Annotated in this window: 12 protein-coding genes; 9 read left to right on the forward strand and 3 right to left on the reverse strand. The window is 74.0% G+C overall.

What is annotated here, in order from left to right; all coding sequences use genetic code 11:
• The first annotated feature begins 24 nt into the window (after positions 1-24).
• From ACWD68_RS22460 to ACWD68_RS22500, 9 genes are all read left to right on the forward strand, one after another.
• Entirely contained in the window at positions 25-1,176 is a 1,152-nt protein-coding gene (locus ACWD68_RS22460) for a glycosyltransferase family 4 protein (protein WP_451808209.1), read from the forward strand.
• Positions 1,177-1,238: 62 nt separating this feature from the next.
• On the forward strand, positions 1,239-2,036 hold the full coding sequence (locus ACWD68_RS22465) for a class I SAM-dependent methyltransferase (RefSeq protein ID WP_451808243.1): 798 nt from the start codon (positions 1,239-1,241) through the stop codon (positions 2,034-2,036).
• The gene (locus ACWD68_RS22470) at positions 2,033-6,724 is read left to right on the forward strand and encodes an alpha-(1->3)-arabinofuranosyltransferase domain-containing protein (protein WP_451808244.1); all 4,692 of its coding nucleotides are present in this window, start codon (positions 2,033-2,035) and stop codon (positions 6,722-6,724) included. The genes ACWD68_RS22465 and ACWD68_RS22470 overlap by 4 nt, the downstream gene beginning before the upstream one ends.
• The gene (locus tag ACWD68_RS22475; protein ID WP_451808210.1) at positions 6,721-8,295 is read left to right on the forward strand and encodes a condensation protein; all 1,575 of its coding nucleotides are present in this window, start codon (positions 6,721-6,723) and stop codon (positions 8,293-8,295) included. The genes ACWD68_RS22470 and ACWD68_RS22475 overlap by 4 nt, the downstream gene beginning before the upstream one ends.
• Positions 8,292-9,116, forward strand: coding sequence for a class I SAM-dependent methyltransferase (locus ACWD68_RS22480; protein WP_451808211.1), 825 nt, complete (start codon positions 8,292-8,294; stop codon positions 9,114-9,116). The genes ACWD68_RS22475 and ACWD68_RS22480 overlap by 4 nt, the downstream gene beginning before the upstream one ends.
• A gap of 15 nt (positions 9,117-9,131) precedes the next feature.
• Positions 9,132-10,037: a hypothetical protein gene (locus tag ACWD68_RS22485; RefSeq protein WP_451808245.1), complete on the forward strand. Its 906-nt coding sequence runs from the start codon at positions 9,132-9,134 to the stop codon at positions 10,035-10,037.
• Complete coding sequence (locus ACWD68_RS22490; RefSeq protein WP_451808212.1) at positions 10,034-10,261, forward strand: Trm112 family protein; 228 nt, start codon at positions 10,034-10,036, stop codon at positions 10,259-10,261. Before ACWD68_RS22485 ends, ACWD68_RS22490 begins: the two co-directional genes overlap by 4 nt.
• Positions 10,258-11,163, forward strand: coding sequence for an FkbM family methyltransferase (locus tag ACWD68_RS22495; RefSeq protein ID WP_451808213.1), 906 nt, complete (start codon positions 10,258-10,260; stop codon positions 11,161-11,163). The genes ACWD68_RS22490 and ACWD68_RS22495 overlap by 4 nt, the downstream gene beginning before the upstream one ends.
• On the forward strand, positions 11,069-11,707 hold the full coding sequence (locus ACWD68_RS22500) for a hypothetical protein (RefSeq protein ID WP_451808214.1): 639 nt from the start codon (positions 11,069-11,071) through the stop codon (positions 11,705-11,707). Before ACWD68_RS22495 ends, ACWD68_RS22500 begins: the two co-directional genes overlap by 95 nt.
• 31 nt (positions 11,708-11,738) lie before the next feature.
• On the opposite strand, the gene ACWD68_RS22505 is transcribed toward ACWD68_RS22500, so the two are convergent.
• From ACWD68_RS22505 to ACWD68_RS22515, 3 genes are all read right to left on the reverse strand, one after another.
• Positions 11,739-12,614, reverse strand: a complete 876-nt coding sequence (locus tag ACWD68_RS22505; protein WP_451808215.1) for an ATP-grasp domain-containing protein — start codon at positions 12,612-12,614, stop codon at positions 11,739-11,741.
• A gap of 143 nt (positions 12,615-12,757) precedes the next feature.
• The gene (locus ACWD68_RS22510; RefSeq protein WP_451808216.1) at positions 12,758-13,399 is read right to left on the reverse strand and encodes a toxin-antitoxin system, toxin component family protein; all 642 of its coding nucleotides are present in this window, start codon (positions 13,397-13,399) and stop codon (positions 12,758-12,760) included.
• Positions 13,396-13,521 (reverse strand): hypothetical protein, encoded by a 126-nt coding sequence (locus ACWD68_RS22515; RefSeq protein WP_451808217.1) that lies wholly within the window; start codon positions 13,519-13,521, stop codon positions 13,396-13,398. Before ACWD68_RS22515 ends, ACWD68_RS22510 begins: the two co-directional genes overlap by 4 nt.
• Positions 13,522-13,703: the final 182 nt, after the last annotated feature.

Raw genomic sequence — 13,703 nt, forward strand, 5'->3', positions numbered from 1 at the left:
ACCCCGAGACGAGTTGGAGCACCCATGCCCCAGCACGTGCCGTCCCCGCTGCGCACCGCGTCCCCGCGCTCCGCGCAGTACCCTCAGGCGCTCCCCCCACACCCGCGCCGCATCGTCTTCCTCGCCCGCCGTGATCTCGGCAATCCCGCGGCGGGCGGCTCCGAGATCCTCGTCGACCGGCTGGCCGAAGGACTGACCCGGCTCGGCCACCAGGTCACCCTGCTGTGCGGTGGCCCCGCGTCCTTCCGCGACTACCGGGTCGTCTCGGCGGGCGGCGACCTGGGCCACTTCCTGCGCGCCCGCCCCGCCTTCCACCGTCAGGTCGGCGACTGCGACCTGCTCGTCGAGGTGTGCAACGGGCTGCCGTATCTGACACCCCTGTGGCATCACGGTCCCACGCTCTGCCTGGTCAACCATGTGCACACGGATCTGTGGACGATGCGGTTCGGCGGACCGCTCGCGCCCGCCGCCCGGCTCGGCCGAAGACTCGAGCACTGGGCACTGGCCGGCGCGCAGCGCGGCAATCTGCTGGTCGCCGTCTCTCCGTCGACGGCGCACGCCCTGCACACGATCGGGGTCGAGCGGGACCGTATCCGGGTCGTGCACAACGGGGTCGAGGAGCCGGGGCCGCGCGCCGCGCGCTCGCGCGAGCCGCTGTTCGTGGCGGTGGGGCGGCTCGTCGAGTACAAGCGGATCGATCTGCTGCTGCGGCTGTGGAAGCGGGTCCGCCCGGTCACCGGCGGCCGGCTGGTCATCGTCGGGGACGGTCCCGAGCGGGCACGCCTCGCACAACTCGCCGGCCCCGGAGTCGAGTTCACCGGCCATGTGTCCGAGGCCGAGAAGCACCGGCTGCTCTGCGCCGCCTGGCTGCTGCTGCACCCGTCGGCGGTCGAGGGCTGGGGCCTGGTGGTCACCGAGGCTGGCGCGCGCGAGACCCCGGCGATCGCCTTCGACGTACCCGGGCTGCGGGACTCCGTCGTGGACGGCGAGACGGGGGTGCTGGCCCGCGGCGAGTCCTCCTTCGCGGCGGCCTGGTGCACCCTGGCCCTGTCCGCCGACCGCCGCACCCTGATGGGCCGGGCGGCCCGCGACCGCGCGGCCCGCTACCGCTGGAACCACACGGTCCGCCGGTTCGAAGCGGTGGCCGCGGAGGCGGTGAGGGGCTGGACGCCATGACGCCCGCCGGGCCCACCGGTGGAGACGGCCGGACCGACGCCGGGCCGACCGGTGCCGGCCCCATGTCGGCCGGCGGGCGGGCGGGCGGCGGCAAGCGGAAACGTTCCGGTGCCGGTGCCGGTGCCGGTGCCGGCCTCAAGGACCCCTCCGTACGTCGTTCCCTCGCCCTCTTCCGCGCCTTCCTGCATGAACAGGACGACCCGGCGGCCTGCTACGCGCTGCTCGCCCGGGACGCCGCCGACCAGGTCGAGGCGGCGTACGGAGCCGTCGAGGGCCGCACCGTCGTGGACATCGGGGGCGGCGGCGGCTACTTCACCGAGGAGTTCCGGCGACGCGGCGCCCACGCCTATCTCTTCGAGCCGGACATGCGGGAACTCGGCCCGAAGCCCCCCGAGTCGGCCGTGGTCGCGGACGGATATCTGCTGCCGCTCGCGGACGGTGTGGCGGACGTCTGCTTCTCCTCCAACGTCCTCGAGCACGTGGCCGATCCGCAGACCTTCCTCAGCGAAATGGTCCGGGTGACCCGCCCGGGCGGGCTCATCTACGTGTCCTTCACCAACTGGCTGTCCCCGTGGGGCGGTCACGAGTGGGCCCCCTGGCACTACTTCGGCGCCGAGCGGGCTCGCGCCCGCTACCGGCGCCGAACCGGCAGACCCGCGAAGCACACCCTCGGCGAGAACCTCTTCGCCGTGCACATCGGCACCACCCTGCGGCAGGTGCGCGCCCGCGACGACATCACGGTCGTCTCGGCCCGTTCCCGCTACTGGCCCTTCCTCGCGGAGGCCGTCGCCAAGGCGCCGGGGCTGCGCGAGTTCGCCACCTGGAACCTCCTCCTCATCCTCCGGCGGTGTCCACCATGACGAGCACGGTCCAGGCTCCTCCCCCGGCAGCCGTCCGCACCGGCGCCGGCACGTCAGGCCCCCCGGAGGGGCCGCGCTCCCGGCGCTGGCTGCTGGGTTTCTGGGCCGTGGTGTTCGTGCTGTTCCTGGCCGTGCACCCCGGGCGCACGACCTTCGACACCAAACTCGGTGTCGCGCTCGACCCCTGGCAGTTCCTCTCCGACCTGGGGCAGTTGTGGCACGACCGGGGCGGCTTCGGCGGCCTCCAGGACCAGTACGTCGGCTACGCCTGGCCGATGCTGCCGTACTACGGCCTGTGCCGGCTGGTCCACCTCCCGGTATGGCTGGCGGAACGGCTGTGGCTGTCGGTCATCGTGACCGTCGCCTTCTGGGGCGCGCTCAGGCTGGCCGAGCGGCTGCGGACCGGCAGCGGCGCGTCCCGTCTGCTCGCCGCCGTCGCGTACGCGCTGTGGCCGGTCTTCACGATCGTGGTCGGGTCGACCTCGGCGGCCGCGCTCCCGGGCGCTCTCCTCCCCTGGGTCCTGCTGCCGCTCACCGACGAGCGGTACACCGCCCGGATCGCGGCCCTGCGTTCGGCGCTGGTCGTCCCCTTCATGGGCGGGGTGAACGCGGCCGCGACCCTGGCGTCGCTCCTGCCGGTCGGGCTCTATCTGCTGTCCCGCCCGCGCGGACCCCGGCGGCGCAAGCTCATCGCGTGGTGGGTTCCGGGCGTGATCCTCGCGACGGCCTGGTGGTGGATCGCGCTGCTGCTGCTCGGCGTCTACGGGGAGAACTTCCTTCCCTACATAGAGACTTCGGGGACCACGACGGCCACCATGTCGGCCACCGAGTCGCTGCGCGGCGCCGGCAACTGGGTGGCGTATCTGCACTTCGGCGAGGCCTGGCTGCCGGCCGGCTGGTCCGTCGCGTCCTCGGTGATCGTCATCGTCTGCTCGGCGCTCGCGGCGGGGTTCGGCCTCGCGGGACTGGCGAGACGTGACATGCCCGAGCGGCGCTGGCTCGTGCTGACCGTCCTGTCGGTCGCGCTCATCACCCTCGCCGGGTACGGCGGTTCGTTCGGGGCGCCCTTCCACGGCGTGGTCCAGGACTGGCTGAACGGCTGGCTCGTCCCCTTCCGCAACATCTACAAGTTCCAGACGGGCCTCGCGCTCGCCCTCACCCTCGGTCTGGCGCATCTGGTGGGTGTCGCGGCGCAGCCGCGCGGCGCCCGCCCGGTACGCGGCCGGCGCTTCGCCCCGCTGATCGCGGCGGTCCTCGTACTGCCCGGACTCGCCTGGCCCTATCTCAACGGGTCGATCCTGCAACCGGGTTCGTTCCGGGAGCTCCCCCGCTACTGGCAGACCACCGCCGACTGGCTGGAGAAGTACTCGCCGGACTCCCGCGCCCTCGTCGTCCCCGCCACCGCGCACGGCATCTACACCTGGGGCTCCCCCATCGACGAGCCCCTCGACGTGCTCGCCGACTCCCGCTGGGCCGAGCGCGACTATGTCCCCTTCGGCACCGCGGGCAACCGGCGCGCCATGGACGCGGTCGAGCACGCCCTGCTGACCGGCGGTGACGTCCCGGGCCTGGCGGACTATCTGAGCCGCGCCGGCCTCTACTACGTCGTGGTGCGCAACGATCTCGACCCCGACCAGATCGGCTACGTCCCGACCGCGACCGTGCGGCGAACCCTGGAACAGTCCGGCTACCGGCGGGTCGACGGATTCGGGCCGGTCATGACCGGCGGCCGGATCGCGGACGGCACCCCGATGCCGGTCGAGGGCCTCTATCCGCGCCGGCGCGCCGTGGAGATCTACGAGCCGGCCGATCAGGCGGTGGCACGGCCCGGGCAGGCCGGACTGAAGGCGATCGCCGACACCGCCGTGGTCTCCGGCGGCCCCGAGTCGCTGCTGCCGCTGGCCTCCGACCCCTCGCTACGGGGCCGCGCCGCCGTGCTGACCGGTGACAACCATCCCGGTCTCGGAACCCCGCCGGTCCAGGTGGTGGGCGACGGGCTGCGCCGCGCCGACACCCGCTTCGGCCTGGTCAACGCCAACACCTCGTACACGTACACGCGCGACCAGCGCAACGACAGCGACAGCGTGCAGGACCCCGGCCGCCGGCCGCACCAGATCCTTCCGGTCGAGGGCGTCGGGCACCAGACGGTCGCGGAGCTGCGCGGCGCCCGCTCCGTCACGGCGTCGTCCAGCGGCAACTGGCTGTTCCATCTCCCGCAGTACGACCCGGTGAACGCCTTCGACGGGAACCCCGACACCGCCTGGGCCGAGGGCGCGGCGGGCTCGGCGGACGGCCAGTGGCTGCGGATCCGCTTCGACGGTTCCGTGGACATGCCCACGTCCTTCGACGTGATCCCGCTGCCGCAGGACGGTGTGCGCTCGGCCGCGACCCGGGTCCGGGTCGAGACCGAAAAGGGCTCGGCGACCAGCTACCTCCGCCCGAACGGCATGAAGCAGTCCGTCAAGGCCCGCTATGGATCGACGAGTTGGCTGAAGATCACGATCATCGGCTCCACCGCGCGGCACGCCGGTCTCACCGGCGCGGGCTTCTCCGAGATCGAGCTGCCCGACGTGCGGGTGACCCGGCTGCTGAGGCTCCCCACGGACGCCTCGGGTTCGGACGCCTCCTCCGAGATCGTCTCCCTGCACCGCTCCACCGACCCGACCGGGCTCTCCCCGACGGGGACCGAGGCGGGCCTGCACCGCCTCTTCTCCACCTCGGCCTCGGGGACGTACACGATGAGGGCGAACGCCGTCCCCGTGCCGGGCGGAGAACTCGACAAGCTGCTGTACGAGGCCGCGCCCGAGCAGCAGAACCGGATCACGGCGACCGCGGACTCGACGGCGAGGCTGGGTGCGGGCCTGTCCGCGCGCAACCTCACGGACGGGGACCTGACAACGGCGTGGATCGCGGGCGGCAACCCGACGATTCATCTGAGCTGGCCCGGCAAACAGTCCGTGTCGTCGGTCGTGCTGGCCCCGGCGGGCGGTCTGTCGACCCGCCCGACGAAGATCGACATCAGCTCCCCGGACGGCGCGGTGATCGCCGGGGTCGACGAGAACGGCTGGGCCCGCTTCGACCCGATCACCACCGATCACCTCGACATCACCGTCACCGAGACCGCGCCGCTGACCGTCCACAACCCGGTGGCCGGAGCCGACCTGCAACTGCCGGTCGGCCTCACGGAGGCGTACATCCCCGCACTCGACCAGTACCGCACCCCCCAGCCGGCCGGCACCCGCCCCTTCTCGCTCCCCTGCGGGAAGGGCCCGGTCGTCGCGGTCGACGGGAAGCTGTACGAGACGAGTGCGATGGGAACGGTGCGGGACCTGGTGGAGCGCCGGGCCGTCGAGGTGACGCTCTGCCAGAAGGGGCGGCCGGACGCCGACTTGTCACTTTCCGAGGGGGCGCACCGGATCGAGGCGGGCGACGGCGGGCCGCTGGCCGTCACGGACGTGACGCTGACGCGCGGCACACCCGGCGAGGCCGCCGGCTCCGGTCGGGCCCTGAAGATACGGGACTGGCTGGGCGACCGCCGTGAGGTGACGGTCGGCGCGGGCGCGGCCTCGTACCTGACGACGTACGAGAACTTCAACGACGGCTGGAAGGCCACCCTGGGCGGCAGGGAACTGACGCCGGTGCGGCTCGACGGCTGGCAGCAGGGCTGGCAGATCCCGTCCGGCGCGGGCGGCACGGTCAAGCTGTCGTACGAGCCCTCGACGACGTACGAGGCCGGACTGATCGGCGGCGGGGTCGCCCTCGCCGTGCTCGTGGGCCTCGTCGTGTGGCGCCGCCGCTCACCCAACCCCGACGAGCCCCAGCCGGTGCCGCCGCCGCCCGGTATGTGGCCGGGCCTGATCGCCCTCACCCTGGTCGGTGTCGTCGTGGCGGGCTTCCTCGCCCTGCTGGTTCCGGCCCTGGCCCTGCTCGCCCGGCGCCGGCACGCGCTGCTCGTGCCGATCGCGTTCCTCGCGCTCGCCGGGGCGGGGATCGCCGCCGCGACGGGTGCGGGATCGCCGGCCTCGGCGGGCGGGGGCGCGTTCGGGCACGCCGCTCAACTCCTCGCGCTGACAGGGCTGTTCGCGGGACTGGTGAGTGTGCGGGAACCCGGTGGATCCGCGGCCGCTGCCGTTGCGGGATCGTCGGTGCCGCCGGGTTCGTCGCAGGCACCCACCGCACCGCTGCCGCAGCGGGTACGCGGCGAGACGCGCGGCCCGGGAACCCTGCCGGCCGGGTTCAGGGCGCGGCGGGGTGCGGGTCCGTCGGAACGGGAGGGCCACGCGGCGGAGCCGGGGGCCGGCGCGGCGGGCCACGCGGCCTCTCCGGCCGGGCCGGGGGCCGGCGCGCCGGAACCCGGGGTCCGGCCGGCGGAGCGGGAGGCCGGGGCGGCCGAACCCGGGGTCCGGCCGGCGGAGGGTGAAGCCCGCGCCGAGGAGCAGGCGGGCGGTGCGGCGCGGGGCGGTGCGAGTGCCCCGGAGCGGGGTGCCGGTGCGGCCGCGGACGGGCCCCGGGACGCCGTGACCGGCGCCGGGGTCACCTCCGGGCCCACGATCTCCGCCCGCGGGCCGGGGGCGGCCCGGCCCGAGACCGATCCGCCGACCGCGCGGATCGCCTTCCGCAAGCCGAGGTTCCGGACGACGCCGCCCGAGGAGCCCCGGGACGACACGGGGAAGGACACCTCGGCATGACCGCGGTGGAGCATCCGGCACGGGACGGCACGGGCGGCCCCGTGGGACCCTCCGTACGCGTTCCGTTCCCGGTGGTGGACGAGGTCGCCCGGCACTGCCTCCAGGAGGAGGAGCCGGAGACCGTCCACATCGAGGTCCACCTGCCGGGACGGCTCGACCCGGCCCGCCTGACGGCCGCGTTCACCGAGGCCCTCCGCCGCCATCCGCGCATCCTGATGCGCGAGGCCGCCGGGGCCTGGTACAGCCGCCGCTACGAGTGGGAACTGACTCCGGAGCCGGACGTGCGGGTGGTGTCCTTCCCGTCCCCGAGCAGGGACGCCCTCCGCACCGCGCGGACCAGGGCCCTTCAGGAGGCGCCGCCCCTGTCGGCGTCCCCGCCCATCCGCCTGGAGGTGGTGGAGGGGGCGGGCCCGGCGGTGGGAAGCGAGGCGACGGACGCGGTGGGCGGCCCCGGCCCCGGACGCCGCCCCGAAGGCGGTCGCGGCACCCTCGACGGCAGCCGCGAACACACCCCTGGCCCGCGCGAACCCGCCCGCACGGGCGCCCCCGGGAGCACGGGCACCCCCGAAAGCACGGGCGCCCCCGGGAGCACGGGCACCCCCGGAAGCACGGGAGCACCCGCCGACACGGCCACCGCCGAAGGCACGCGGGGGTCCGCCCGCACGGGCACCGTCCTCTTCCTCACCATCAACCACACCGCCCTGGACGGCCCCGCCTGCCTCCGTGTCCTCGCCACCGCCGCGGAGCTGTACGGGGGCAGGGACAACACGCCCTCCGCCCCGCCCGTGCGCACCCCGGACGCCCCGGAGCCGGAGTCCGGGAAGGCCCCCTCCACCTGGACCCCGCCCGCACGGGTCGCCCCGGGCAGCCCCGAGGCCTCCCCCGGCAACGGCCTGATCGTCACCGAACTCGGTGTGCCCCGCCGGCCCAAGGGCTCCCCGTACACGGTGAACGACCAGCTCATGGCCGCCACCGCGCTGATGGTCGCCCACTGGAACAGGGAACACGGCGCGCGCCCCCGGCCGCTGCGCATCACGATGCCGGTCGACGACCGGCCGCGCGGCGCGGACATGCCGATCGGCAACGGAACGCGGCTGGTCGAGGTGACGTTCGCCCCCGAGGAGGTGGACGCGTCCCGGATGGGCGAGCTGCTGCGCCGTACGGCCACCCGCACACGCGCCCTGAAATCGGCCGAGCGGCCCCAACTGGGCCATGGAGCGGCCCTGTTGACGGCACCGGTGGTGCCGGTGACCTGGCGCGCCGCGGTCACCCGGGGCCTGCGCAGGGCGGCCGGGCCCTGGACGTCGACCGTGCTGCTCAGCAACATCGGCCGCATCCCCTACTCGCTCGACTTCGGCGAGGAGGCGGGCCGCGCCCAGGCGGTCTGGTTCTCGGCCCCGGCCCGTACACCCCGCGGGCTGACCGTCACGACCGCGTCCACCGCGGGCCGTCTGCACCTCGCGCTGCGCTGGTCGCGCAGCCTGCTCGGGCACGGCGACGGAGCCCATCTCCGTGACCTCTTCGAGCACTACCTGCACGCGACGCAGGAGAGGGAGGAGACCGGCGGATGACGACCGGCGCGAAGTCGACGAGAACCACCCCGTCCCGCGCATCCACTCCGGCCATCCCGTCCGACCCGTCCACTCCAGCCACCCCGCCCGGCCCGGCACAGGGATTCCGTGGGGGACTTCGGGACTTCTACGAGGACCCGGCCGTCCCCGTCGCCTCCGGCACCCCGCGCAGCCTGCGCCAGGCGCGGATGCTGGCCGCGGCGCTCGGCCCGGCCACGGCGGGCGCCAGGACCGTGCTCGACATCGGCTGCGGCGACGGCACCGCCGCCGCGACCGCCGCGCCCTTCCTGGCCGGACACCGCGTGGTCGGCGTCGACTGGTCGCAGGACGCCCTCCGCCGGGCCCGCACCCGCGTCCCGTACGTGATTCGCGGCGAACTCGCCGACGGAGGGCTGCCGTTCGCGGAGGAAACGGCGGACGCGGTGCTCTTCAGCGAGGTCGTCGAGCACCTGGTGGACCCGGACAGCGCCCTGGACGAGATCCGCCGAGTCCTGCGCCCCGGTGGCCACTTGATGCTGTCCACCCCGAACCTCGCCGCCTGGTACAACCGCGGCCTGCTGCTCGCCGGCGTCCAGCCCGTCTTCTCCGAGGTGAGCCTGCGCGCCGTCCATGGCCGTCCGGGGCGGGAGGTCGTCGGCCATCTGCGGCTCTACACGGCCCGCGCGCTCAGGGAGTTCGTGACCGCCTCGGGCTTCGAGGTCGTCCGGCTGGCGGGCGCGCCCTTCCACGGCGTACCGCGTCCGCTGCGCGCCCTGGACCGGCTGGCCTGTGCCGCGCCGTCCCTGTCCTCGATCCTGCTCCTGCACGCGCGAAGGACGTAGCCCATGTGGTGGGGAGTGGCCGCGGCTCTGCTGGCGAACGTCCTGTACAGCACCGGATTCGTCCTGGAGAAACGCGCGCTGGCGGCCCTGCCCGAGGTCGACATCCGCCGTCCCGCCCGGCTGCTGCGCCTGGTCCTCGGCAGCCCGCTGTGGATCGGCGGCTCTCTCGCACTGGCCTCCGGGTTCGCCGCGCAGCTGGCCGTGTACCGCACCCTGCCGATCGCCGCCGCCCAGGCGATCTTCGTGTCCGGGCTCGTCCTCCTTGTGCTGCTCTCCTCCCGGCTGCTCGGCGAGGAGACCACGGGCCGCGAACGCTACGCGCTCGGCGCGATCCTCCTCGCCCTGCTGATGGTCGTGATGTCCCTGCGCGAGAGCGCCGACACGGTCGGCCGAGGCGCTCCGGCACCGCTGGTCCTCACGGTCTGCCTGCCATCACTCTCCCTGGGCGTATGGCTGTACGGGGCCGCCGAGCGCCGCTCCCGGCACCGGCACCGCATGCCGACGACCGGCGTCGAGTACGGCGTGGCGGTCGGTCTGCTGTACGGGGTGAGCTCGCTGGCCATCAAGGGGGTGTCGAGCCGCCTGACGACCCACGACCCGGGCGGCGCGGTCGTCGGCCTGCTGCGCTCCCCGTACCCCTATCTCCTGCTCTTCACCGGCGCGTTCGGTCTGGTCATGTCGCAGGCGGCGCTCCAGCGCTGCCGGGCCTCGCTGATCGTGCCGGTCTGCACGACCGTGACCTGTCTGTTCACGGCAGTGCTCGGCACGCTCACGTTCGGCGAGGCGCTGCCGCACGAACCGGTCCGGCTCGCGCTGCGGCTGGCCGGCACCGTTCTCGCGGTGGCCGTGCTGCTCGCCATGCCCAAGCATGACGAGGCACCTCAACCCCCCATCGGTGCCGAGGAGTTGACACCCCCATGAATCCCGACGACCCACTGCTGAGGATCCTGGCCTGCCCGCTGGACAAGGGTCCGCTGCATCTGCTTGTCCCGGACGAGTCCCTGCCCTCGGACGAGGCGCTCTACAACCCGCGTCTGCGCCGCCGATATCCCATCGTGGACGGCATCCCACAGCTGTTGCCGTCCTCCGGGGAACAGGTGACGGAGGACGAACACGAGGAGATCCTCCGGCGGATGGCGCCATGACCGGATCAGCGAACGGCCGCGCGTCCAGGACCTTCGCCGCCCGGCTGGCCCCCTTCGTCCCCACCCGTCTGGTCGCGGCGACGGCCCGGCTCGTCTATCCGCGCTTCGAACCCGAGCTGGCCCGGCTCGGGGACCTGTGTCCGCCCGGCTGCGGCACGGCGGTGGACGTGGGCGGCTGGTACGGCCCCTGGACACGCCGCCTCGCCCCGCGGGCCCGCCGTGTGGTGACCGTGGAGCCGGTGCCGCATCTGGCCCGGCTGCTGTCGTCGGCCACTCCGAGGAATGTGCGCGTGATCCGGGCCGCCGCCTCCGACCACCGGGGCACCGCCCGGCTGTGGCTGCCCGCGGACGACGCGGGCGACCGGGGCGTGTCCTCGCTCGTCCGCCGGGACATCCACGCCCGCGCGCTGGAGGTGCCCTGTCTCACCCTGGACAGTCTGGGCCTGCGTGACGTCGGCTTCATCAAGATCGACGTGGACGGCAACGAGCCGGCGGTGCTGCGCGGCGCCCGGGACCTGCTGGCCCGCGACCGCCCCGCCCTCTTCATCGAGCTGGAGTCCCGTATCCAGCCGGTCGCCCCGGTCGTCGGCCACCTCGCCGAACAGGGGTACACGGGGTGGGTGCTGCCCGGCTCCAGCTGGGTGCCGCTCGCCTCCTTCCCGCTGGAGGAGCACCAGGCGCGGATGTCGTACGTCGTCGCGCAGGGCCTGCTGCGCCGGGTGCTCCCGCCGCGCGGTCCCCGGTACGTCAACTCGGTGCTGTTCCTGCCGGACGGCCGCCGTCCGGGCGGGAGCCGGGTGCGCGACCATGGACCGCATGCCGGCCAAACGCCCCGCCACCCCGTTCACCCCGATCGACTTCCAGCTGGTCCTGCTGCGCCGCATGGCCGACCACAATCCTGACCTGGTCGAGGACGCCCGTCACGAACTGGGTGTGTCCATCGCCGACATGCGCGAGGCGAACCGCCGCTGGCAGGCGATGCTGCACGTCCGGCGCTCCCGGTCCGCCGCCGCCCGCTACCGCTCGGTCCTCGGCGCCCCCGAGTCCGCGCGGGAGCGCCGGATCGGCGATCTGACCTGCGAGGCCCTGCGCTGGCCGGTGCCCCTGTGGCCCGACCTGCGGTTCGAGGTCCTTCTCGCCCCGAGCGGCGTCGCCTGGAACGAATGGCTGGTACGGGCCCCGGGCGCCCCCGCTCCCGCGCTGGAGACCCTGGAGGACCTGGCCCCCTGGTCCTGCACGGTCGACGAGGTGGCCAGCGCCTTCGCCCCCGCCCGGCCCCTGGAGGGCACGGCCCCGACCCGCTGGGGGCTGGCGTTCACGGCCCCCGACGCGTCGGGCGTCCCGCACGCGTGCGCGGCGGAGTTCACCTGGGGCCTGCTGCAACGCGTGGGCGTCAAGGGGCCCGTCCCGCCGCCCCCCGAGGGGTCCGCTCGAGAAGCGTCCTGAGATCCCGCCCGGAACCTCGCCGTCGAGCCCCTCAGCGAGCGGCGGCCTCGAGGATCTCGTCCACGACGACGGGCAGCGACTCCGGGTGCAGCCACAGGAAGAGGTTCGGCTCGACGAGCTCCAGCTCCATCACCCGGGGCTCGCCGGCGTCACCGTCCACAAGGTCGACGCGGGCGTAGAGCACGCTGTCCGCACCTCCCGGCACGGCGGCCAACGCCCTTTCGGCAACTGCCTGTTCGGCCACCGTCGGCTCCCAGACCTCCAGGCGCGGGTGGGGTGTCTTGTCCCCGTCGAAGGGAGTCCCGGACTCCAGCACGGCCCCCTTGCGACTGGCGTGCAGAAGCCGCCCGCCGAAGAACTGGAGCGCCCGCTCGCCCGCCGCGTCGATGTTCGTGACATACGGCTGGACCATCGCGGTCAGCCCCTCGGCGTGCATCCGCGCGAGCTGCCCGAGGGCCGTCTCCCGCTCCTTCGGCGTGTACCGGGCCGCGTAGCGCGCCCCCGCCCCCGCGGTGGGCTTCACGACGAACTCGTGATCGCCGGGCAGCTCGACGGGGTCACCCGGCGCGAGATACCGGGTCGGGACGACCGGCACCCCCGCGTCCGCCAGGTCCCCGATGTAGCGCTTGTCCGTGTTCCACCGCACGACCGGAGCCGGATTCAGGAGCCGCGTGAGCCCCCCGCACCGCTCGGCCCACGCCACGAACTCCGCCACCCGCCAGCTGTAGTCCCACGTCGACCGGATCAGCGCCAGGTCGAACCCCGCCCAGTCGACCCCGGGATCGTCCCAGTGCACGATGTCCGCAACCGCCCCGGCATCCTCCAGGGCTCCCTTCAGCACGGGCAGATCCCGGTCCGCGCCGGGCTCCTCGCCCGGGTCGTACGTGACGAGCGCGATACGGGCCACGACGGCCTCCATTCTCGTACGACACCGGCGTACGACCACGGACGCACCCCACCGGCACGCCACCCGGGACAATCCCGCCGCAGGCTAACAACCACCCACGACCCCGGGCCAAGCCGATATCGACCTCCGCGGTTCCCCGTCGGTCAGGTCTGGGGGCCGTGGTAGCCGAGGGAGGTCTGGATGGCGCGGCTGACCGGGTCGACGGGGCCGGTGCCGCCGGGGCCCGCCACCCAGGAGCGGAAGACGCTCGCCAGGTGCAGGCCGAAGGCCTCGGCCTGGGCCTCGTCCGCCTGGCGGGATCCGTTGCGGGCGGCGACGGTGAGGGCCACCTCCTGCCGGAACGGCGCTCGCGCTCCGGAATCGCGCAGGTCGGAACGGTCCGAGAGGGCGGCGCGTGCGACGGCCACCGCGCCCTCCACGTGGTGGTCGCGGTGCCCTTCCTTCATGTGCCACAACTCGTGCCCGAGGATGACGAGTTGCTGCACCGTTTCGGCGCGCTCCTCGACGATCACGAGGTCGAAGTCCTGGAACTCCATCCACAGGCCGGTGACTTCGATCTCGTCGGGGAAGCGCTCGAAGCGGAGCTGGACGGGACGGCCGCCCCGGCGCCGGCTCATCTCGTCGCAGAGGGCCTGCGCCAACTCCCGCACATCGACGGGCGTATCGATCCTGCGCCGAAGCAGCCGGCCGAGCTCCACCGCGAGGGCACGCATCTCGGAGCGGGTGCCGCGCGGGCGCAGCGCCGTCAGGAGCCTTTCGACGGCGCCGGCCGGCTTCGTCGTCATCGCTCCGCCTCCTCGCCGTCCGGCAGGCCCGCGAGGACGTCGCCCCGCTCCGGACCCTGCTCGGCGATCCGCGCGTCGAGGCGTTCGAGGGTCCGGGGAAGGGGCGGCGGACACTCACTCACCAAAGGGCTCCCGGCAGTTGACTCATCAAGTTGTCGCGCGTCGCCGACATTACGTGGCCGGGTCCGTCCACGCCACGGTTCCCGAACGATCGTCCCCGCTTTCGGAACGATCCTTACGACGCCTGCGCTCCCCCTCCACGTCCTCGGCGCGGACGGACGGCCGACCACCCTCTTCGGAAGCC

The sequence above is a fragment of the Streptomyces sp. NPDC005141 genome (assembly GCF_053599975.1).